Consider the following 19,048-nt stretch of genomic DNA (forward strand, 5'->3'; position numbering starts at 1 on the left):
GCACAGGGCGCGCGGCTGCGTGCGGATGTATCGCGCGCGCGGCGCTCGCCGATACTGTGCGCAGGCACAGGCGGCGAGCAGGCAATGACGTATCGGGTAGTGGTGCTGGGTGGGTTCGGGCACTTCGGTGCGCGCATCGTGCGCGCGCTGGCAGCCACGGCGCAGATTCACGTCATTGCAGCGGGCCGGCATCCGGGCGATGCGCATGCGACCTGGCCCGATGCTGCGCCCGGGCAGATTTCCGCCTGCAGGCTGGACACGCATGCACGTGGGTTCGCAACGCAACTGGCCGCCACCGGCGCCGATGCGGTGGTGCACACCGCCGGCCCGTTCCAGGGCCAGGACTACGCGGTGGCGCGCAGCTGCCTGCAGGCGGGCATGCATTACATCGATCTGGCCGACGGCCGTGCGTTCGTACGTGACTTCGCCGGCGCGATGGACGCCACTGCACGCCAGGCGCAGCGCGTGGCGATCAGCGGGGCCAGCACCTTGCCGGCACTGTCCAGCGCCGTGATCGACGCACTGCTGCCGCGCTTTTCGGCGCTGCAGGAGATCCGCATGGTCATCGCGCCCGCACAGGGCACGCCGCTGGGCCTGGCCACGGTGCGTGCGGTGCTGTCGTACTGCGGCACGCCTTTCCACTGGTGGCAGGCAGGCCGCTGGCAGCAGGTGGTGGGGTGGGCACGGCCCACGCGCGTGCGGTTCGCCCAGCTCGCCTCACGCCTGGCCTCGCCTTGCGACGTGCCCGATCACGAGCTGTTGCCGCAGCGCTATCCCGGCGTGCAGACTGTGCAATTCCGTGCGGCGCTGGAAGTGGCGTTCCTGCAGCGCTGCCTGGCTGTTGTCGCATGGTTACGCCGCTGCGGTCTGCCGTTGCCGATGCAGCGCCTGGCCGAGGTGTTCGCGCACGCCGCGCGCTGGTTCGACCGCCTCGGTACCGACCTGGGCGGCATGCGCGTGGAGCTGCGCGGTAGCGGGCATGCCACGGCCGCGCAGGGTGCTGCGCGTCCACTGCAGCTGCAATGGGACCTCACCGCGCCCATGCTGCATGGGCCGGAAATTCCGTGCTTCGCGGCGGTGTTGCTGGTTCGCAAACTCGCCGCTGGCCAGCCGCTGCCGATTGGCGCGCATGCCTGCATGGGGCTGCTGACGCTGGGCGACTTCGAGCAGGAGTTTGCTGCGTGGCAGATGACCACCGAGGTGTCGGAGGCGGGTGAGGGCATCTAGTGCAACGCCGTATGCGGTGTCTGCCAGCGTCGGCACGTGATCGATCACGTGCAACATCAACCTGCGCGCGCGCGTTGGAGTGCCTGTGCTGCCAGCGCGGAGTGGGGGCAGGGCGGGGAAGCACCGCAGCTCCCGCACTGCAAAAATCGACGGACGTGCTTGGATCGAGAATGTTGGCCTAACCAAGCGAGATTGCGCACCCTCACCCCAACCCCTCTCCCGGTGGGAGAGGGACTAAACGGCATCGCTGCATTCCGCGCATCAAACTTCCCGCACTGTCCGAAATGCATCCATGTCGCAAACGTACAAATGGAAATGCGGGACGGTGATCGGGCGCGCTGCCGCGAGTCGCTTGAGCCAGTCGCGCACTGCAGCACGGTAGTCCGCCTGCTCCGCGGCATCGAGTGTCTCGCACAGGTAGGCGAGTGAGATATGGAACTGGAAGTGGGTGTAGTCGGGCGCTGCAGCCGGGGCAGGGTCATCAACGCCTGACGTGCAGTCTCCAACCGTTGCGCGGTGCGCGCGTCCGCAGGGTGCAGCGGGATCAGCAGGTTATCGTTGGTGCCGATCAAGGCACGCAGGCAAAGCGGTGCCTCAGCGCGGTGTGGCATCGATGCCTACACCGCGTCCATCAACGGAATCACCTCGCGGTCCTGCGCCTCGACCGCCACCAGGCGTTGCATCAGCAGCGAGAGCGTCACCACGTCCTGGTGGTTGTGGTCGGCCACGCGGCGCAGGTTGCGCGCGCTGCCGCCGCGCAGGTAGCTCAACCAGGCGGCCGGGGCTTCGGAGCCGGGCAGGTCGTCCTCGCGCACCACGCGCAGCAGCTGCCGCTCGATGGTGGCCAGCTTGCAGTTCTCCCAGGTGCCGCGATAACGGCGGCGGGTGGGGAACAACAGGTCCACATGGTCCAACGCAGAAATCGGGTCGCCGCGCCGCGCCAGGCGGTAGCGTGTCTTCAGCAATGGTGCGTCATAGCAGCGGCCGTTGTAGCTGGACAGCACCGTGCGCGGTGTCAGCCAGGTACGGAACAGGTCGAGCATGGCGCTTTCGGCGGCCATGGTGGACATCATCAGCTGGCGCACGCGCAGGCCGCTGCCTTGCATGGCATCGGTGCACCACTGCGCCACGCCGATCATGAAGGCGCGCGTGCCGGTGCCGCCGGCCAGGCCGGTGGTTTCGGTGTCGAAGAACAGCAGGTCCAGCGGGTCGACCGCATCGTCGCGTTTGGCAAACGCCAGCGAGAGCGCCTCGCACGGAATGGCCTGCGGCAGAAACGCTTCGATCAGATGCAGGCCGGGGGCGATCTCGGTTCCCGGCAGGTGCCGGTCGTTCGATGGCGCGCGCACGGGTGTCTGCGCCGACACCGCACGCTCGCGCAGGCCGATCATCTTGCGCAGGCCGGCAATGTCGGCGCGTCGCTGCGGCGGTGGTGCCGGCGCCATGGGTGTTACCGACGGTGTCGTTGCGCTGCGCGCCATTGGCCAATGGCGTGCGACCTCCGTATCCACCGTGGTGATGGCATCTGTATCGGCAGCCGATGGCAACGCCGGCCTGTGGCGCACATCATGCTCCACCCACGCAAACACCGATGCGTCACGCGCAGGCGGTGCCGTAACCGGTGACTGCAAGGTGCGGCGCGTGAGTGCCGGTGCGGTGCGCGCTTCGTGCGGGCGAGCGGCCGCGGCGTCATGAGGTGGAGCGGCTGCATCGCGCGGCGGCAAGCGTGCAGCGGGTGACGCGGTGCCGGACACCGCTGCACGCTGCGCACGTGTCGGTATCACCGCATCGTCCTTGCGCGATGCAGGCGTCAGCCCGCCGACCTGACGGCGCAGCAGGCGCAGGCGTTCCGCGCTGACACCCGGAGCATCACCGGGCGCAGGCGGCATGCCTTGCGTGGCCGCGCCGGAAGCCGGCTGCGTGACCTCACCGACCCGTGCGGCCTCCACTTCCCTCGCATTTAATGCCACTGCAGCTTGCAGTGCATCGCCGTCGGCACCCGCCGCAGGCGCACGCACATCCGCATGCCCGGCCTGCCGGCGCAGCAAGCGCAGCCGGTCCGCACTCACACTCATGCAAGTACGTCCAGCGCCAGGTCGTCGTCCACCTGCGTGGCATGCCGCAGCGGTGCATCGGCATCGAACAACAACGCCAACACCGTGAGGGCCAGCGACTTCGGCGATTCCCCCTTGCCTTCCTCGTGCGCGGCCAGCACCGGGCCCACACACGCCGGACAACCGGCGCTGCAATCGCAGCGCCGCACCAACTCGTCCGCGCGCTGCAGCAGCTCGGCCTGGCGCAGCCATAGCGGCTCGCTCAGGCCCACGCCGCCGGGGAAGTTGTCGTACAGGTACACCGTGGGCACGAATGCCTGCTGCAATTCCACCGTGGCCGCGTCGCCTTCTTCCACGCCGCGCAGCTGCCCGCGCCCGGTCTGGTCGGCCACCGCAAACCACGCGCCGTCGCCGTTGCCCACGGCCTTTTGCAGGTCACGCGCATCGGCCATCACCGCCACCGTGGCCACCACGTGCAAGGCGTAGGCCGCGCCCAGGAATCCATCCAGTGCATCCTGCTTGGACGCAAACGCCTTGCCCAGGGTCGCCTGCGGCAACTGCCACCACACCGCCGTGGTGTGCAGTTCCTGGTCGGGCAGATTCACCGGCCCGTAGCCGATGTTTTCATGCGTGTAGTAGCGGATCTTCTTGTAGCCGGACACGCGCCGCACCACATGCACTTCGCCATGGTGCGAATCGCCGCGCCCGGCCACGCCACCGTCGAAGCGGTCCAGCACCTTGAGCTTGGTGTAGTCGATGCTGTCGGTGTAGTAGTCCACGTGCGTGCGCGTCACATACGCCTTGCGGCCTTCCCAATCCAGCCGCTCCACCTGGTACGGCGTGCTCTGCACCATGTGGATGGCGCCTTCGTACAAGGTGAGCGCGGCGGCCGAATAATCCACCTCGGCAATGATCTGCTGCTTGCCGTCGGTCTTGTCCACCACCACGAAGTTGCCGTCGGCCACCGAGCGCAGGCTCACCGCGTTGGCCGGGTAGCTGTCGGCGATCCATTCCCAGCGGTCGCCTTCCTGGTGGATCACCTCGCTTTCGGCCAGCGCTTCCAGAAACACCAGCGGGTCGATCGGCCCGAACGGCTCGTCTGCAATGAACGGCAATTCGAACGCCGCGCAGCGAATGTGGTCGAACAGGATCAGCGGCTGGTCCGGCGCGGTGCGCGCATGTTCGGGCGAGGCATCGGCAAAGAAATCCGGGTGCCGCACCACGTACTGGTCCAGCGGTTGCGAGCTGGCCACCAGCACGCCCAGCGCCGGTTGCTGGCGACGCCCGGCGCGGCCGAAGCGCTGCCAGGTCGCCGCCACGCTGCCGGGATAGCCGTTGAGGATTACCACGTCCAGTGCACCGATATCCACGCCCAGCTCAAGCGCAGAGGTGGAAATGATGCCGTCGATGGTGCCGGCGCGCATCGCACGCTCCACCTCGCGGCGTTCGGTGGGCAGGTAGCCACCGCGGTAGGCGCGGATGCGCGCCGGCTTGCGCGGGTCGTGGTCGAAGATGTCCTTCAGATACTTGGTCAGCACTTCCACCATCAGGCGCGTCTGTGCGAACACCAGCGTCTTCAGCCCGCTCTTGATGGCGATGCGCGCAATGCGGTTGCTCTGCGAGCGCGCCGAGGCACGCAGGCCCAGGTCCGCATTGACCACCGGCGGGTTCCACAGCAACACGTGCTTGTCGCCGGTGGGCGCGCCGGATTCGGTGATGGCATGCACCTGCTCTTCGATCAGGGCCTGCGCGTGCGCATGCGGGTTGCCGATGGTGGCCGAGCACAGGATGAACTGCGGGCTGGCGCCATAGAACGCGCAGATGCGCTTGAGCCGGCGCAGCACATTGGTGACATGGCTGCCGAACACGCCGCGGTAGGTGTGGATCTCGTCGATCACCACATAGCGCAGGTTTTCGAAGAACTGCGCCCACTTGGTGTGATGCGGCAGGATCGCCTGGTGCAGCATGTCCGGGTTGCTCACCACGATGTCGCCATGCAACCGGATCGCCTGCCGCGCATCGCCGGGCGTATCGCCGTCGAAGGTGAAGGCCTTCACCCCCAACTCGCCGGCGCGGTTCAACTCCAGCAGCTCGGCCACCTGGTCCTGCGCCAGCGCCTTGGTCGGGAACAGGTACAGCGCCTTGGCGCCGCTGGTCATCGCCGCGCTCACCACCGGCAGCGTGTAGCACAGCGACTTGCCCGAGGCGGTGGGCGTCACGATCGCCACATGCTCGCCGCGCTGGGTGGCCGCCCACGCATCGGCCTGGTGGCTGTAGAGCTGGCTGATGCCGCGCGCGTGCAGGGCATCGGCCAGCGCACTGGGCACATCGTCGGGAATCGGCGCGTAGCTTCCCTCGCGCCCGGGAAGGGTGAAGCTGCCGGTGATGCGGTCGTGGTAACGGCGCTCCAGGCGCTCGGTGAGCAGCGCGCCGTCGCGGCTGGGGCGGCCATCGGTGGTGGCCAGGGCGCGTTCGGCGGTTTCGGTGCGGGGAGCGAGGGCAAACGGAGGCATACGGCAAAGGCTCCCAAAGCGGGAGATCAAACAAAAAGGATGTCTCAGGGTATGAGACCGGCGCCCGCGCGCCCAGCCTGCCTCACTGAGCGGATTCAGCAAGCCGGGTATCCTGTTGCCCCCACTGCGCCATGGCCGCCTTGCATGTGAGTGGGCTCCCCCACCTCGAAGAACCGCCGTGCCCGTGTCTGCCAACGTCACAGCTCCGCACTACAAGACCCCCGCCGCCCGCCGTGCCGATGTGATCGTGCATGCGGCCGGCCTGTTCCTGGCCATTGTTGGCGGCACCTGGATGGTGTGGCGCGCGCACGCCAGCCAGACCATGGTGGTGGCCACCTGCGTGTATGCGCTGGGCCTGCTGGTGATGTTTGCCTGCTCGGCGGCCTACAACTTCGCCCCGCCGCAGCGCCAACCGATGCTGCGCAAGTTCGACCACGCCGGCATCTTCGTGATGATTGCCGGCTCGTACACGCCGTTCTTCCTGCTCGCGCTCGATGGCAGCTGGCGCTGGAGCATGATCCTGAGCGTCTGGTGCGTGGCCTTGTTCGGCGTGTTCGCCAAGTTGTGCCTGCCCGGCATCGCCAAGGGGTTCTGGGTGGCGATCTACCTGCTGCTGGGCTGGGCCGGCATCGTGGTGATCAACCAGATGATTGCCGGCCTGGACAGCGCCGTGCTCTGGCTCATCGTGGCTGGCGGCGCGTTCTACACCGTGGGCGTGGCGTTCTACGTGCGCAAGGCGATGGTCTACAACCGCGCCATCTGGCACGCCCACGTGCTGGGCGGTGCGCTGTCGCACTGGTATGCCATCTGGTTGTGCCTGCAGCCGCTGGGCGGGGTGTAGCGCGCTGTCGATGTCGTCGAGCAGTCGCGTATGCCCCTCGCTCGGTAGCATCGACACGTCATGGATCTATTGATCGCCTGACGACGTCGGCTTCCAATCAGAGCGCGCAGGTACAAGGGCAAGGATCAGCACATCGTCGCCGTCGCGTGTGTAGATCAAGAGATATCTGCCGTCCTGGCAGGTGTACAAACGCGTTCCCGGCAGTGGCCCAGAGTGATAGGTGGCGGCACCATCCAGCGCGTCGCCCTCGGTTTCGATCCGGTCGTCCTGTTCACATGCGGCGAAATAAATCTGCGGGTCGGAGATTTCGATCGCGCGCGCCAATGCTGAAGCGAGCAACGCGGTGCGCGCATCCAGCACGCTCTGCTTCCAGGCCACGCTCACGCACGCGTGCCCTTTGCAGCCAGGGCTGCCTCAAGCGCCGCACGGTGTTGCGTCTTGAGCGTCTCCATCTGCTGCTTCGCCTGCGCGCTGGAGAGTGCGGGGCGGGGGTCGGCCAGGGCATGCTCGGTCTGGGTGCGTAGCGACACCGCATAGCGTGCATCCAACTCCTTGACCTTCATCGCCTCGGAGCGGTCAGGCCGGCGCTTCGCATTGCCGCCCTCGGCGTCCCACTGCGCAGCGTCCACGTGAAGCACGTCCAATGGCATGCCCATCTCGCGCAAGACCTTTAACGCACTTTCGAAGCTGCCAAACCGGCGCGGCGCATTCGCCTTGGTGGCCAGCACACGGGTCTGGTCATGGGTCTGCAATTGCACGGTCCAGGCACCGGCTTCCCCGATGACCGACGCGTGCCTGACCGCACTGGCGTCGACAAGGGCACGTGCGGTCGCCAGCTTGACCAGATTCGTCATGGCGTTATCCAGTTAACGATTAGGTGGTAGCCACTTTATCATTGATCTGGCGCGCCAGCTAACGGTTGTCAGTCAGGCTCACACCCTCACAGCTTGGTCTTCATCACCGCCTCGAACGCCGCATCCGGCGTGATGCTGTCGGAGAGCACGACCACCGAATGCAACGTGCCCTTTGCCTGCACGTTGTATTCAAAGCCCACCGGCTTGCCGCCGCGGCTGAACACCTCGATCTCGCTGTACTCGCCGAGCCGGCCTTCATAACTCTCGCGCTCCAGCCCGTGCTCCTTGGCAAAGGTGCCGGCGGCGCTGCGTGCGCCCTCCCACACCGCGTCCTCGTAGCTCATCGGCTGCAGCAGGCTGATCATGTGGGTCGCGCAGGCGTTGGTGCTGGTCACGCCATAGCCATCGACCTCGCCCAGCAACGGGATCTTGCGGACGTCGCGTTTGGGCGTGGCGGTGACGGTGCAGCCAAGCTGCTGCAGCTCGGCAAGGGTGAAGTGCTCGGACTCCGGGCGCGGCGCGCTGGGGGTGCCGGCGCCGGTACAGGCGCACAACGCGCAGAGCAGGCCGAGTGGGAGGCAGCGGTGTAGGCGAAGGTTCGGCAAGGGGGGGCGTCCATGCAATGGGTGACGTGCGGCACCGCGGTGGGCGGTGCGCCGGATGCGGGCGCATCGGCGGCCGTGGAGTATCCGCCGCTGCCGGCTGGCGCGCCAGGCGCGGTGTGGCCGGTCGCCGTGCGGCGGTGTCCGGCTAAAAATGTTTCGTAGCCCGCAGCCGCGCGGCGTGCCGCGGCCGTACTCACCTCACCGCGTCGGCACCCGCATGCGGATGCCGTCCGTCGCAAAGGACGCCGCCACCGGTGCACGCCGCTGCACCCACATGTCGCCCATCATCCGGTCCAGCCCGCGGTCCAGGCCGGTGACCAACCCCGCACCCGGGGTAAAGGTCAGTTCGCCGAAATAGACCTGCCCGTGCTGGATGTACCAGTCCACCCGCACGTAATCGAAGTCGCTTGCCAGCAGCTTGCTCAGCTCCAGCGCCTGTTCCAGCAGCGCCGGCGCGCAGGGCGGTGCGCGCCCGTCGTCGCGGATGCGGTGGAAGGCCTCGTGCAGGTTGCCGACAAAGAAGGTCATGCCCAGCTTCGGCGTGTCGAAGCGCCCATAGATCACCTGCAGCACGTACTGAAAACTGCCGTCCGCCTGCCGGAACATGTGGAACTTGTAGTCCACCGGCACCTGCTGTGCATCGCCGATGTATTGCTCCACCAGGATGCGCGGCGGAATATCGCGGTAATGGATCTCGCGCACCTTGTCGGAGAAGTCGGTGCGCAGCCATTGGCCGCAGCGCTCGACAATGCGGCGCTTGTGCTGCGCATCCGGCTCGTCGCGCACCACCTCCACCATCGCCGCGCCATGGTTGGCCTTGATCACGGTCTGCCGCCACTGCGGCAGGCGCAGCAGCTCCTGCGGGTCGGTGGTGTCCAGCAGCAGCGGGATCAGGTGCGCCTCGCCGATCCTGGCCGCCACGTACGGGCGCACCGCAGACTTGTCTGCCAGCCGGCGGTACAGCGGGTAATCACCGTGCACGCACTTGCGGTAGAGCACCTTCTCGTTGAAGCAGGTGGGGTTGTACAGGTTGGGCAGCCGCCCGAAGGTATTCAGGAAATACAGCCGGTCCTGATGCCGCCACGGCAGTGTCCTGACCAGGCGGCGCGCGCCTTTGCGCAGCAGCCGTTTGAGGTTGGGGCTGTCTGGCTGCGGCACCGGTGCCGGCGACAAACGTACCGGCCGGCTGTCGGTAAACGGGGTTTCCAACGCAGGCAACAGCGTGGCCCAGCCCCGGCCGGCACTGCCTGGCGCGCCCAGCGGCTGCGCCTGCAGCCCCATTCTGTGATCGGTCATGACAGCTCCCTCTTCCGGTCGATAAATGCGGTGTGCGTCACATTAAAATGTGACGGAACGCACGGTATATCTAATGGGTGAGACGAGGGTGGCAAAACGTCCCAATCGGCCCGATTACGCAAAGAACCGGGCGCTTTACGCCTAATCGGGCCGGTTCGGGCCGGTCGTCGGCAGCAAGGGCGGCGCCGCGCAGCACCCGGCACGCAAGGCGCGCACCGCCCGGTGGCAGTGGAATGCAGGGGCCGTCCAGCAAGGCGGGCGCATCGGGCAGGGCCGCACGCGCAGGCAGCGCCCGCTTGCAGGCGCGCAGCAACAGGCGGGTCTTCCACGGGTAGCAGGCGGCTCCTACACGGCCGCGCATGGGCCAGGCACGGCCCGAGCAAGGCGGCCCGTTCGCCAGAGGGGCAGGCCGCGCCGCCCGGCAACGCAGGGGCCGGCCCGCCCATGGCGCCGGCCCATCGCAGGCGTACCCTACGGCCTCAGCCGCCGACCACAGGGAGCCTGCCCACCATGACGATCACCATCACCGCCTTCGAGCGCTCGCCCGATGGTGGCCAAGGCCTGGTGCGCGACACCCGCCTGCGCTGGGCGCTGGAAGAAGTGGGCCAACCGTACGAGGTGCGCCTGCTGCCGTTCCGCGCGCTCAAGCAACCGGCGCACCTGGCCATCCACCCGTTCGGCCAGATCCCCACCTTCGAGCACGGCGAGCTGGCGCTGTTCGAAACCGGCGCCATCGTGCTGCACATCGCCCAGCGCTACCCCGGCCTGCTGCCGCACGACGACAACGCCCGCGCCCGCGCCATCGCCTGGATGTTTGCCGCACTCAACACCGTCGAGCCGCCCATGCTGGAGCTGGGCAACGCCCTGCTGCTGGAAGCCGACAAACCCTGGATGGCAGAGCGCCTGCCGCTGTTGCACAAGCGCATCCAGCGCCGCCTGCAGCACCTGGGCGACTCCCTGGGCAGCAACGCATGGCTGGAAGGCGAGTTCAGTGCCGGCGACCTGCTCATGATCTCGGTGCTCATCCGCATCAAGCTCACCGGCCTGCTGGATGGATTTGCCAACCTGCAGGACTACGTCACCCGCGGCGAACAGCGCCCCGCCTATCAACGCGCATTTGCCGCGCAGTGGGCCATCAATGGCGATGGCACTGCGCCACCAGTGCGCCCAGACCGGCCTTGACCACGGCGCCACTGCGCGCCAAGGTGCGCCAGCCCCAGCAATGCATGACCAAACGCGGTGGCGCCGCGCCTTGCGCCACCGCACACACACGGAGAGTGAGATGACACCAACCCGCAGCATGCGCATGGCACTGTTTGCCGCCGTCCTGGCTGGCTGCACAGACGCGCAGCACCACGCCCAGGCCGATGCGGCGCCCACCACCCAACCGCCACGCAGCGATGCCTCCACGGCCGGTGGCACCGCTGCACCGGGCAGGGCAACGCCAGCAGCCGGCAACCGTGCAGCCAGCACCGCTGCCGGCACAACGCCCTACCTGTGCGAGCGCGGCGTCAACGCCTGCGCCAGCAGTGGGCCATTGGTGGCCAACACGCAGGCAGAAGCGCGCTGGCTGCTGGCCCACGGCTACCCCTCGCAGACCGAAGCTGCCCGCCTGGGCGGCATGGACCTGGCCCAGCTAAACGCCGAATCGCAGGCAGGCAACCAGGCGGCAACAGTGCGCTACGGCGTCAAGACAGCGCTGAGCGGCCACTTCGCCCAGGGCCTGGCCATCCTGAGCAACGCCGCAGCCAGCGGAAACCTCTACGCGTATTACGGCCTGTCCGAGGTCTACGCCGGCCATACCCCGCGCACCAATCGCGTGGATAGCGCGGCCTACCTGCGGCTGGCGTACCTGCTGGGCGACCGCAAGGCGTCCACTGCGCTTGCAGCACAGGGCTTGAGCGGCGTCGAACATATCGCCGTAGACGAGCGCGCCGCCTCGCTGTACCAGACCTACGCCAAGAACCGGCCACCGTCTCCACGGCCGTTTGAATAATCTAGTGCCTCGCCACGCACGTCCCGGATGTCGGCCGCCCGGCAAACCCACATCGCAGCGCGCCGATGCGCGGCCTTCAACGCATGCGCTCGCCAAACACCGGCCCGCCGAGTGCTTCACGGGCGCCGGCCCGGCTGCATTGATGCCTTGCCACCTGCCACACTCAACCTGGGGCACATGCCGTCAGCCGAGCATCATGCCGATGCCTCCGGCCGCCTGCGCCACAGTGGCATCAGCGCCAGCAGCCCAAGCAGCGGGCCGGGCAGCAGCACCCACGCAACGTGCAGCCCCAGCGTCTCCATCAGCCGTGTGGTCAGGCCGATCGCCACCACCGTGATCGCAAAGCCAATCGCGTTCTGTATCGACAGGGCACTGCCCACGATCGCAGGCGGGCAGGCGCGTGCGGCCAATGCCGAAAACTGCGGCGAGTCCGCCACCACGCTGGCGCCCCAGACCAGCATCAGCGCCAACCCCGCGCAAGCCGACAAGGCCCCCACCCACGGCAACGCCAGGCAACACAGTGCCGACACCAGCAACGCCAACGCCGCCACCCGCGCGCTGCCGATGCGTGCACTCAACTGCCCGCCCAGTACGCAGCCCACCGCTCCGGCGGCAATCACCGCAAACGCCAGTGCGGCCGTACTCACCCCAAGCGCCTGCGCCAACCCTGCGCGCGCGATCAGCAGCGGCGTCAGCGTCCACAGCGCATACAACTCCCACATATGGCCGAAGTAGCCAAAGGCGGCCGCACGGAAGTCCTTCAATGCAAACGCCTGCAACACCGCGCCGAATGCCAGCCTGCCGCCAGCACCTTGCGGCGCGGACGCGCCGTGCCCCAGGCGCAGGATCATCAACGCTGCAATCACCGCCAGTGCCGATGCCACCACCATCGGCGTCTGCCACGGCAGTGCGCCGCCCAGCGCCTTGATACCCTGCGGTAACGCCGTGCCCAGCGTCAGCATGCCCACCAGCCACGCCAGTGCCTTGCCCGCATGCTGCGGCGCCCACTGCACCACCAGCTTCATCCCGATCGGGTAGACGCCCGCCAGGCTCAGCCCCACCGCAAAGCGCCACACCATCCCAGTGGCCACATCGCTGGCAAACACCGCAAAGCCCAGGTTGCACGCCGCACCCGCAAATGCACAGCCGGCAAAGATGCGGCTGGCCGCAAACCGGTCTGCCAACCCGCTGAGCGCCAAGCCCAACGTGCCCAGGATAAAACCCACCTGCGTGGCCATGGTCAGCAAACCGATCGCCGATGTACCCACGCCCCACTGCCGCATCAAGTCGTCGGCCGCGCTATTGGCGGAAAACCACAACGAGGTACCCAGCAGCTGCGCCACGATGATCGCCACCAGTGCAGCGCGGGGTCGCATGGAGGCTGGCTCGGCAAGCGTCATGGCATACGCCTCGTGGCTGCAGGGCGCAGTCTCCACAGCGGATGCGGCGCCGAAGGTGGGCAACGTCCAGGGCCTGTAGAGCGGTGGCGTGGGATCTGCCGGCCGCGTCAGGCACCGGGGCGGCATCACCGTCATCAACCTTGGACTGTAGACCCCAATGCTACTCGAGGTGGGAGGCCCGCATGCCCAACACCCGCACCCTGATCAGCCACCCGCTGTGCCCGTTCGTGCCACGCGCCGCCATCGTGCTGCTGGAACACGCCGTCGCCTTCGAGCGCGTGGATATCGACCTGCACGCCAAGCCGGACTGGTTCCTGGCCCTGTCGCCCACCGGCAAGGTGCCGCTGCTGCGCATTGGCCAGCCGCACGGCAGCGTGGCCACCCTGTTCGAGAGCGTGGTGATCTGCGAATACCTCGGCGAGACCAGCGGCAGCACCAGCCTGTACCCGCGCGACCCGCTGCAACGTGCGCAGCAACGCGCCTGGATCGAGTTTGCCGCGCCCACGGTTGCCGACGCCTGGCAGTTCCTCAATGCCAGCGACCAGGCCAGCGCCGACACCGCCAGCGCCGCGTTCCGCAGCAAGCTGCAAACGCTCGAGCAGGCGCGGGGCCAGGGCCCGTATTTCGCCGGCCCCACGTTCGGCATGGTCGATGTGGTGTTCGGCCCGCTGCTGCGCTACTTCGGCCTGCTGCCCGCCGGTGTCTGTGCACCCATCTTTGAAGGGCTGCCGCGCATTGGCGCCTGGCGCGGCGCCCTGGCCGCCCGGCCCAGCGTCATCGGCGCGGCGGCGCAGGACTACGCCAGCCGCTTCCAGCAGCATCTGCACAGGCAGCGCGCCCTGCTGGCAGACGTGGTGCATGTGCCGGCGTGAGCAACCAACGCCAACGTGCAGGTCTGGCCGCATCGCATGCCTGCCCAACCAACTGACCCTCATTGCTACGGGCTTGCGCCGTAGCAGTCAGGGAGAAACAGCCGGCCTTGCGCCGGCTTTTTCATTTCAGCAAAGCGGAGATGGCAACGGCAAGGCCGCAGGTCCGGAGATTTCCGGCACCAAGCACACTTGGCGTAGCAATCTCTACGCCAAGAAGCGTAGAAACTCCTCAGATAGCGGTACCCACCTCCGAAAAACCGGTGAGTTTTTTGTACCTGTAGTTTCTTGCAGGCGCAACCGAAGCGATGACTTCGTCGGGAGAGCGGCTAATACAATACCCTTCGGGGAAATACGCCCGCCGTCTGTCTGCGGTTTCTAACCTCCCGACATCCCGACATCCCGTCGCCAGCCGGCGACGGGTCTTGTTCGTCAAGGAGGGCTCTGCCATCCGTCTATCCACGTCCCGTTCCACATCAGCACGCAAGCACGTCACGGAGCCGCCGCCCCGAGGACATAGAGGGACATAGGGGGTAGAGTCAATTTCGCGGAATGTGCTTGGCCCTCTTGATATGTTGTCATTTGAAGAGCAGGACTAGACTAAGTGATAAGTGGCGATGTGGCGGCAGGGGATCTTTCACAAATGCCCAAGTTTCAAGCATCACCGTGCCGCGATTCCTAAACAGCATCAGTTTAAATGGAGAATTCTTCTTGACGACTGATTGCCCCGACTGTGGTTGCCAGCCTGGCGAGCTCCATGAGCTCTTCTGCCTTAAGGAGCGATGTCCTTTCTGCGGAGCGCAACTTGCCGGCTGTGGCTGCATCAAGCGCGTGCTGCAATTGTCGGTGGACGAACAGGACCTCGTTGATACCTACGAGGATGACAGTCAGGAGCCCTTACGCGGCATCATCAGGAAATGGGAACGCACGCTGCAGCGAAAGGGACGAATTCCGTATCTACGATGATGCTAGTTCGGGCCAAGATCTCAAGCCAACAATGCGATGGATCAGCCTTAGCCAGCCACACGGGCGCTGATGCTACCCCTGCGTCGACTGACCAACAGATGCCAGAGTTACCATGAAACCTGAGGTCGATCCAAAAAAGACTGTTGTTATGTCTGGATCCGGCATGAGCGCGGAGAGCGGGTTACCCACTTTCAGGGATGCTAAGGGCCTATGGAACAACTATTCTTGGCAAGAGGTTGCCAGCCCTGAGGGATGGCAACTACGTCCAGAAGCTGTTCTAGCCTTTACAACGAGCGCCGGTTGAAAGCGTGGCATGCTGCGCCCAATGCAGCGCACCTCGCAATAGCGGAGCTGGAGCAAGCCTTTAAAGTGGTCGTTGTCACGCAAAATGTTGATGGAATCCATGAGCGTGCTGGCTCCAGCAAGGTGATTCATCTACATGGTGAACTCGCTTACGCGCGTGGGACCTCTGAGAACCCAAAGCGCTACCGCATCGACGACTCGGCGATTTCGCTACGGCAGTGCTGTGAAGATGGCACTCAACTCAGGCCGGACATCGTTTGGTTCGGCGAAAAAACACAATACATGGACGAGGCAAAGTGGCACATCTCTACTGCAGCCAAAGTGCTAGTCGTCGGCACATCGCTCACCGTTTACCCCGCGGCTGCACTACTAAGGGCTGCCCGTGGCCGCGCTGAAAAAGTGCTGGTGTCGCTAGAGATGGATAAAATTCCTTAAGGCTTTGCATACCTCCGTGGAGCGGCAGCGACTGTCGTTCCAGGCTTGAGTAAGAAATGGCTAGCTCGTGCGGGGGTGAGCCATGGCAGTCGTTGAAAAACGCGGCTGCAGCTTAGGGCAAGTAGAACAACAGGTTCGTCGTCAACTTAGCCAACGCTTGCGACGACATTGGTTACGACACGCTACTCAAATCCTCCAGCACATCGTCAACCTGCTCGGCGAGGTGCTGCAGGCAGTGCGCCCATTGCTGCAATGGAATGGCTGGCATGCCCATGGCGCCTTCGTCGCGGGTGCGCGGCGCAGCCAAGGTGGCCAGCAGGCGCAGTTGGTCGCGTACGCGCAGCAGGTGGTACTGCGTGCCTTCGGACATCCAGTAGCCGGGTTCGTTGTGCATGCCGCTCTCCTTGCCATGAGGCAGCTCCCGCTGCACAACGCAGCGGGATGCCGGGAGGCTAGAAACCGCACACAGCCGGCGGGCTTATTCCCCTTGCGGGTATTTTATTCGCCGCCCTCCCGGCGTAGGAACGCCGAGCAGTGCCAAGCCAAGTGGCCGAGCACAAAAAACCCACCAAAACTCGGAGGTGGGTACCGCTGTGTGGGGAGTTTCTAGGCTCCGGCTGGAAGTGTGCGGGTGGCGCGGGGCAGGGTCAAGCTGAGGTGCTTTCCCGATGCGGAGAAGCCGCCTACATAAGAGAATTTTCCGGCTAAGCGCAGCACTGTAATGAGTCGCTGCAACCAGTTGACACACCACTCAACGCGTAGCAATCTCGCTGCAAGGAGCCTAGAAACTCCTCACACAGCGGCACCCACCTCCGTCAGTCCGGTGGGTTTTTTGTGCCTGTAGTTTCTTGCAGGCGTAACCGGCGTGACACTTGCGTCGGAAAGGGGCGAATGCGCATCTCTTTGAGAATAACGCCTGCCGTCTGTGTGCGGTTTCTAGCCTCCCGACATCCCGTTGCGTCGTGCGACGGGGCCTGTTCGTCAAGGAGGGCTTTGCCATGCGTCGATCCACGTCCAGTCCCAAGCCATCGCGCAAGCGCGCCACGGTGCCGCCGCCTACCGAAGTTGTCTGGCGCTCGCTGGATCCTTCGATCCCGCCGCGGCGCTACCTCGAGCGCACGCCCATCCCCGAACCCCGTGCCGAACCCCGCATACCACGGCGGCCCGGTCGGCCGCGTGCGCCGCAGCAGTGTACCGTTGGCTATGGGTACTATCCCGACAGTCACCAGCGCATTCCCACCCTGCGCCTGCGCGGCCGCTGGCTGGAACAATTGGGCTTTGCCATCGGCAGCAAGCTGCACATCCGCCAGCGCGATGGCGAGCTGGTCATCAGCCTTGTAGACCCACATTGATCACGCCGCAGCGCATGCGCGCGCCGCATGCGCCCGGCCCGTTGCTGGAGACGTCGCATGATGAGTGAGGGCATGACCGGCGCGTTGCGTGCAGACCGCCACGCTGTCATCGGCCAGGCGGTCGCGGCGCGCACGCATGCCGCAAGCGCGGTGCCGGTTGAGCGCTACGGCAGCCGCCCGTGGCGCCACCGCAGCGCCTACGCCGTGGGCGAGCTGCCGGCCCGCGCGCCCGCGGCGGGTATCTACACGCTTGGCCGCGTCACCACACGCTGGCACGTGCGCGAGGAGCACGCGCCGCCCAGGGAACGCTTTGACCAGGCCGTGGTGCAGCTGCAGGCGGAGCTGCTCACCTACATGCGGCGGCGCCTGCGCGACCCGCACACCGCCGCCGACCTTGCCCAGGAAACGGTGCTGCGCCTGCTGGCCTACCGCAACACGCCAGACATCCACAGCTACAAGCTGCTGCTGTACCGCATCGCCCACAACGTGGTGCTGGAGCACTGGCGCACGCGCCACCGCAGGCACGCCGCCCGCCATGTGCCGCTGGAGGACAGCGAACCGCTCGCCGCCGCCGGCACGGCGGTGGACCAGCTGGTGGACGCCCGCCGCACCCTGCAGCACCTGCACACCCACACGCTGCCCGCGCTGCCGCCCAAATGCCGCCAGGCCTTCATGCTTAACCGCTTCGACGGCCTCAGCTACCCCGAGGTGGCGGCGGTGATGGGCATCTCGGTCAAGATGGTGGAAAAACACATCAGCCGTGCGCTGGCCGCCTGCCGCGCGGCGGTGGGCGAGTGATGCCAGGGCATTGCACTGCCCGGGTTGGCAATCACGACCAGTCTAGGCCGTTCACCACAAGGAGCTAGAATCTTTCCTCGTCCACTCAGGAATCCAACTCGCCGGACTTTATGGAAAATCTCTGCAAATCTCTTATTGCCGCTTTTGTCTTCCTGCAGTTTTCCGGCAATGACGTCATTGATCCGGACTCGGCGGTTGCAGCGATGGAGGCGATGACAGCAGAGCTGCAATCTTCATCGACAGAAGAAAAGGAGGCCCTCATTCGGACATGCGCGCAACAAGCAGCTGCGTTTCGCTCGGCCTCTCACGATGCGCGCATCGCACAGTTCATTGCAGACCTTCCGCAAGCCACAGGGTTGATCGAATACGATAGCTGACAGTTCGATTATTGAAGCTAATCCACGATCAGGCGAGGGTGGTGTGACGACGCATTTCGACCTTACACCAGTCGTCGAGCGCCGTGAGAGCTCTCTCACTCGCTTGCATCAGGCGTCAAAGCGCGTCGACGGAAGTGAGAAGATTGACGGTAGTCCATGACTCGGCAAGGATCCTTCCCGTATTTGGAATTTCTTTTCGTGGTCGCGTCATTTTATTCGTGCCGACGCCGCTTCGCTCCTCGTTAAAACGCTAGGTATCCCATGAAACAACGTGTGGTGTTTGTAGATGTTGATGACACATTGGTTCGCACCTTCGGCACCAAACGCATCCCTATGCCTCCTGTCATCGCCCGCGTGCGGGAGCTGCACCAGCAAGGAGTAGCGCTTTACCTCTGGAGTTCCGGGGGCGCAGAGTATGCCCGCGACTCGGCAGTGGAGCTGGGCATCGAAGAGTGCTTCGAAGGCTTCTTGCCCAAGCCAGATGTTTACCTGGACGACCAGCCCGTTCATGAGTGGCGCTATTGCCAGCACGTGCTCCCAAGCAATGCTAGCGACGCATAACGACGTATCAAACTACCTGCTCGAACAGGTGCTACAGGCACTGTGCCCACTGCTGCAGCGGAGCCGCAGGTGCATCCAGCGAGCTGGCATTTGGTGCGGTACAGCCGCCCAACCGGCAGTGACCAACCCTGTGTTGCATCACTGCAGCGTTGCGTGGATGGCCGCTGCAGTTGGTGCATAGGGCGAGGGCGGCTGGCGCGCGGCGTTTTGCGCACTGAACGAAGCGAGCAGGAAGAACAGCCCCAACACGGCCGGTACCGTGTCCTTGGGCTTGCGCACGCCCAGATGCGCCATGCCCGACAACAGCAGGTGGTAGAACATGCCGGCGTAGGCCAGATCGCTCAACGCGGTGTTGAAGCGCCACACAATCGCCACCGGGCCCAGGATCTTGATGGCGATCATCCAAGGCACCAGCAACGGTGCCGAATACCCCAGCTCGGCCTGCGCCTTGCGCACGAACTCGCCCTTGGCCAGATACATGCCGGCAGAAGCCAGGTACAACAGGCACAGCAGCGCGGTACTGATCCAGTAAATAGAAATGCTCATGGTGCTTGCCAGCCCCTATGTCAATGCAACCGGCCATCAGAATGTCGCCTAAGAT

The 19,048-nt window shown here is 65.7% G+C and carries 20 protein-coding genes and 1 pseudogene; 11 read left to right on the forward strand and 10 right to left on the reverse strand.

Annotation, left to right across the window (positions count from 1 at the left end):
• Nucleotides 1-84: 84 nt before the first annotated feature.
• The gene (locus tag ABQZ09_RS15145; RefSeq protein WP_349777284.1) at nucleotides 85-1,227 is read left to right on the forward strand and encodes a saccharopine dehydrogenase family protein; all 1,143 of its coding nucleotides are present in this window, start codon (nucleotides 85-87) and stop codon (nucleotides 1,225-1,227) included.
• Nucleotides 1,228-1,488: 261 nt separating this feature from the next.
• On the opposite strand, the pseudogene ABQZ09_RS15150 reads toward ABQZ09_RS15145, so the two are convergent.
• The 3 genes and pseudogenes from ABQZ09_RS15150 to ABQZ09_RS15160 form a co-directional block, all read right to left on the reverse strand.
• Nucleotides 1,489-1,802: pseudogene (locus ABQZ09_RS15150) on the reverse strand (DUF1868 domain-containing protein); the annotation flags it as partial.
• 42 nt (nucleotides 1,803-1,844) lie between these two features.
• A complete protein-coding gene (locus tag ABQZ09_RS15155; protein WP_349777285.1) occupies nucleotides 1,845-3,302 on the reverse strand; it encodes a ribonuclease H-like domain-containing protein in 1,458 nt (485 codons plus the stop codon).
• On the reverse strand, nucleotides 3,299-5,794 hold the full coding sequence (locus ABQZ09_RS15160) for a DEAD/DEAH box helicase (protein ID WP_166744726.1): 2,496 nt from the start codon (nucleotides 5,792-5,794) through the stop codon (nucleotides 3,299-3,301). The genes ABQZ09_RS15155 and ABQZ09_RS15160 overlap by 4 nt, the downstream gene beginning before the upstream one ends.
• Before the next feature lie 178 nt (nucleotides 5,795-5,972).
• Here ABQZ09_RS15160 and trhA point away from each other — a divergent pair, with 178 nt between their 5' ends.
• Entirely contained in the window at nucleotides 5,973-6,635 is a 663-nt protein-coding gene (gene trhA, locus ABQZ09_RS15165) for a PAQR family membrane homeostasis protein TrhA (RefSeq protein WP_166744727.1), read from the forward strand.
• Between the two features lie 66 nt (nucleotides 6,636-6,701).
• Here trhA and ABQZ09_RS15170 read toward each other — a convergent pair whose 3' ends face one another.
• The 4 genes from ABQZ09_RS15170 to ABQZ09_RS15185 all read right to left on the reverse strand — a co-directional run bounded on the left by ABQZ09_RS15170 (nucleotide 6,702) and on the right by ABQZ09_RS15185 (nucleotide 9,375).
• Nucleotides 6,702-7,013 (reverse strand): plasmid stabilization protein, encoded by a 312-nt coding sequence (locus ABQZ09_RS15170; protein WP_349777286.1) that lies wholly within the window; start codon nucleotides 7,011-7,013, stop codon nucleotides 6,702-6,704.
• A gap of 2 nt (nucleotides 7,014-7,015) precedes the next feature.
• On the reverse strand, nucleotides 7,016-7,489 hold the full coding sequence (locus tag ABQZ09_RS15175) for a hypothetical protein (protein WP_228315113.1): 474 nt from the start codon (nucleotides 7,487-7,489) through the stop codon (nucleotides 7,016-7,018).
• An 86-nt stretch (nucleotides 7,490-7,575) separates the two neighbouring features.
• On the reverse strand, nucleotides 7,576-8,043 hold the full coding sequence (locus ABQZ09_RS15180) for a hypothetical protein (RefSeq protein WP_349777287.1): 468 nt from the start codon (nucleotides 8,041-8,043) through the stop codon (nucleotides 7,576-7,578).
• Nucleotides 8,044-8,292: 249 nt separating this feature from the next.
• Nucleotides 8,293-9,375, reverse strand: a complete 1,083-nt coding sequence (locus ABQZ09_RS15185; RefSeq protein ID WP_349777315.1) for an ATP-grasp fold amidoligase family protein — start codon at nucleotides 9,373-9,375, stop codon at nucleotides 8,293-8,295.
• Nucleotides 9,376-9,900: 525 nt separating this feature from the next.
• Here ABQZ09_RS15185 and ABQZ09_RS15190 point away from each other — a divergent pair.
• On the forward strand, nucleotides 9,901-10,572 hold the full coding sequence (locus ABQZ09_RS15190; protein WP_349777288.1) for a glutathione S-transferase family protein: 672 nt from the start codon (nucleotides 9,901-9,903) through the stop codon (nucleotides 10,570-10,572).
• 100 nt (nucleotides 10,573-10,672) lie between these two features.
• A complete protein-coding gene (locus ABQZ09_RS15195) occupies nucleotides 10,673-11,386 on the forward strand; it encodes a hypothetical protein (protein WP_349777289.1) in 714 nt (237 codons plus the stop codon).
• 194 nt (nucleotides 11,387-11,580) lie between these two features.
• Here ABQZ09_RS15195 and ABQZ09_RS15200 read toward each other — a convergent pair whose 3' ends face one another.
• Complete coding sequence (locus tag ABQZ09_RS15200) at nucleotides 11,581-12,762, reverse strand: MFS transporter (protein WP_349777290.1); 1,182 nt, start codon at nucleotides 12,760-12,762, stop codon at nucleotides 11,581-11,583.
• 206 nt (nucleotides 12,763-12,968) lie between these two features.
• On the opposite strand from ABQZ09_RS15200, the gene ABQZ09_RS15205 reads away from it, so the two are divergent.
• From ABQZ09_RS15205 to ABQZ09_RS15210, 3 genes are all read left to right on the forward strand, one after another.
• Nucleotides 12,969-13,658, forward strand: coding sequence for a glutathione S-transferase family protein (locus ABQZ09_RS15205; RefSeq protein WP_349777291.1), 690 nt, complete (start codon nucleotides 12,969-12,971; stop codon nucleotides 13,656-13,658).
• A 1,126-nt stretch (nucleotides 13,659-14,784) separates the two neighbouring features.
• Nucleotides 14,785-14,925 (forward strand): Sir2 family NAD-dependent protein deacetylase, encoded by a 141-nt coding sequence (locus ABQZ09_RS19925; protein WP_503019205.1) that lies wholly within the window; start codon nucleotides 14,785-14,787, stop codon nucleotides 14,923-14,925.
• Complete coding sequence (locus ABQZ09_RS15210) at nucleotides 14,922-15,359, forward strand: SIR2 family NAD-dependent protein deacylase (RefSeq protein WP_349777292.1); 438 nt, start codon at nucleotides 14,922-14,924, stop codon at nucleotides 15,357-15,359. The genes ABQZ09_RS19925 and ABQZ09_RS15210 overlap by 4 nt, the downstream gene beginning before the upstream one ends.
• A 172-nt stretch (nucleotides 15,360-15,531) precedes the next feature.
• Here ABQZ09_RS15210 and ABQZ09_RS15215 read toward each other — a convergent pair whose 3' ends face one another.
• Nucleotides 15,532-15,753, reverse strand: a complete 222-nt coding sequence (locus tag ABQZ09_RS15215; RefSeq protein ID WP_349777293.1) for an XAC0095 family protein — start codon at nucleotides 15,751-15,753, stop codon at nucleotides 15,532-15,534.
• A gap of 604 nt (nucleotides 15,754-16,357) precedes the next feature.
• Between ABQZ09_RS15215 and ABQZ09_RS15220 the strand changes: the two genes are divergently transcribed.
• The 4 genes from ABQZ09_RS15220 (at nucleotide 16,358) to ABQZ09_RS15235 (ending at nucleotide 18,447) form a co-directional block, all read left to right on the forward strand.
• The gene (locus tag ABQZ09_RS15220; RefSeq protein WP_349777294.1) at nucleotides 16,358-16,711 is read left to right on the forward strand and encodes a SymE family type I addiction module toxin; all 354 of its coding nucleotides are present in this window, start codon (nucleotides 16,358-16,360) and stop codon (nucleotides 16,709-16,711) included.
• A gap of 60 nt (nucleotides 16,712-16,771) precedes the next feature.
• The gene (locus tag ABQZ09_RS15225; RefSeq protein WP_349777295.1) at nucleotides 16,772-17,509 is read left to right on the forward strand and encodes an RNA polymerase sigma factor; all 738 of its coding nucleotides are present in this window, start codon (nucleotides 16,772-16,774) and stop codon (nucleotides 17,507-17,509) included.
• Nucleotides 17,510-17,619: 110 nt separating this feature from the next.
• Complete coding sequence (locus ABQZ09_RS15230) at nucleotides 17,620-17,886, forward strand: hypothetical protein (RefSeq protein WP_228315101.1); 267 nt, start codon at nucleotides 17,620-17,622, stop codon at nucleotides 17,884-17,886.
• Between the two features lie 261 nt (nucleotides 17,887-18,147).
• A complete protein-coding gene (locus ABQZ09_RS15235) occupies nucleotides 18,148-18,447 on the forward strand; it encodes a DUF705 domain-containing protein (RefSeq protein ID WP_228315100.1) in 300 nt (99 codons plus the stop codon).
• A 138-nt stretch (nucleotides 18,448-18,585) separates the two neighbouring features.
• Here ABQZ09_RS15235 and ABQZ09_RS15240 read toward each other — a convergent pair whose 3' ends face one another.
• On the reverse strand, nucleotides 18,586-18,993 hold the full coding sequence (locus ABQZ09_RS15240; RefSeq protein WP_228315099.1) for a DoxX family protein: 408 nt from the start codon (nucleotides 18,991-18,993) through the stop codon (nucleotides 18,586-18,588).
• Between the last annotated feature and the right edge of the window lie 55 nt (nucleotides 18,994-19,048).

This window comes from Xanthomonas sp. WHRI 6106, from assembly GCF_040202405.1.
Lineage (GTDB): Bacteria > Pseudomonadota > Gammaproteobacteria > Xanthomonadales > Xanthomonadaceae > Xanthomonas > Xanthomonas cannabis.

Excerpts from the sequence above, each read along its gene's own strand:
- ABQZ09_RS15145 (WP_349777284.1), top strand. The coding sequence starts at position 85 with ATGACGTATCGGGTAGTGGTGCTGGGTGGGTTCGGGCACTTCGGTGCG.
- ABQZ09_RS15155 (WP_349777285.1), bottom strand. The coding sequence starts at position 3,302 with ATGAGTGTGAGTGCGGACCGGCTGCGCTTGCTGCGCCGGCAGGCCGGG.
- ABQZ09_RS15160 (WP_166744726.1), bottom strand. The coding sequence starts at position 5,794 with ATGCCTCCGTTTGCCCTCGCTCCCCGCACCGAAACCGCCGAACGCGCC.
- ABQZ09_RS15175 (WP_228315113.1), bottom strand. The coding sequence starts at position 7,489 with ATGACGAATCTGGTCAAGCTGGCGACCGCACGTGCCCTTGTCGACGCC.
- ABQZ09_RS15185 (WP_349777315.1), bottom strand. The coding sequence starts at position 9,375 with ATGGGGCTGCAGGCGCAGCCGCTGGGCGCGCCAGGCAGTGCCGGCCGG.
- ABQZ09_RS15190 (WP_349777288.1), top strand. The coding sequence starts at position 9,901 with ATGACGATCACCATCACCGCCTTCGAGCGCTCGCCCGATGGTGGCCAA.
- ABQZ09_RS15195 (WP_349777289.1), top strand. The coding sequence starts at position 10,673 with ATGACACCAACCCGCAGCATGCGCATGGCACTGTTTGCCGCCGTCCTG.
- ABQZ09_RS15200 (WP_349777290.1), bottom strand. The coding sequence starts at position 12,762 with ATGCGACCCCGCGCTGCACTGGTGGCGATCATCGTGGCGCAGCTGCTG.
- ABQZ09_RS15205 (WP_349777291.1), top strand. The coding sequence starts at position 12,969 with ATGCCCAACACCCGCACCCTGATCAGCCACCCGCTGTGCCCGTTCGTG.
- ABQZ09_RS19925 (WP_503019205.1), top strand. The coding sequence starts at position 14,785 with ATGAGCGCGGAGAGCGGGTTACCCACTTTCAGGGATGCTAAGGGCCTA.
- ABQZ09_RS15215 (WP_349777293.1), bottom strand. The coding sequence starts at position 15,753 with ATGCACAACGAACCCGGCTACTGGATGTCCGAAGGCACGCAGTACCAC.
- ABQZ09_RS15220 (WP_349777294.1), top strand. The coding sequence starts at position 16,358 with ATGCGTCGATCCACGTCCAGTCCCAAGCCATCGCGCAAGCGCGCCACG.
- ABQZ09_RS15225 (WP_349777295.1), top strand. The coding sequence starts at position 16,772 with ATGAGTGAGGGCATGACCGGCGCGTTGCGTGCAGACCGCCACGCTGTC.
- ABQZ09_RS15230 (WP_228315101.1), top strand. The coding sequence starts at position 17,620 with ATGGAAAATCTCTGCAAATCTCTTATTGCCGCTTTTGTCTTCCTGCAG.
- ABQZ09_RS15235 (WP_228315100.1), top strand. The coding sequence starts at position 18,148 with ATGAAACAACGTGTGGTGTTTGTAGATGTTGATGACACATTGGTTCGC.
- ABQZ09_RS15240 (WP_228315099.1), bottom strand. The coding sequence starts at position 18,993 with ATGAGCATTTCTATTTACTGGATCAGTACCGCGCTGCTGTGCCTGTTG.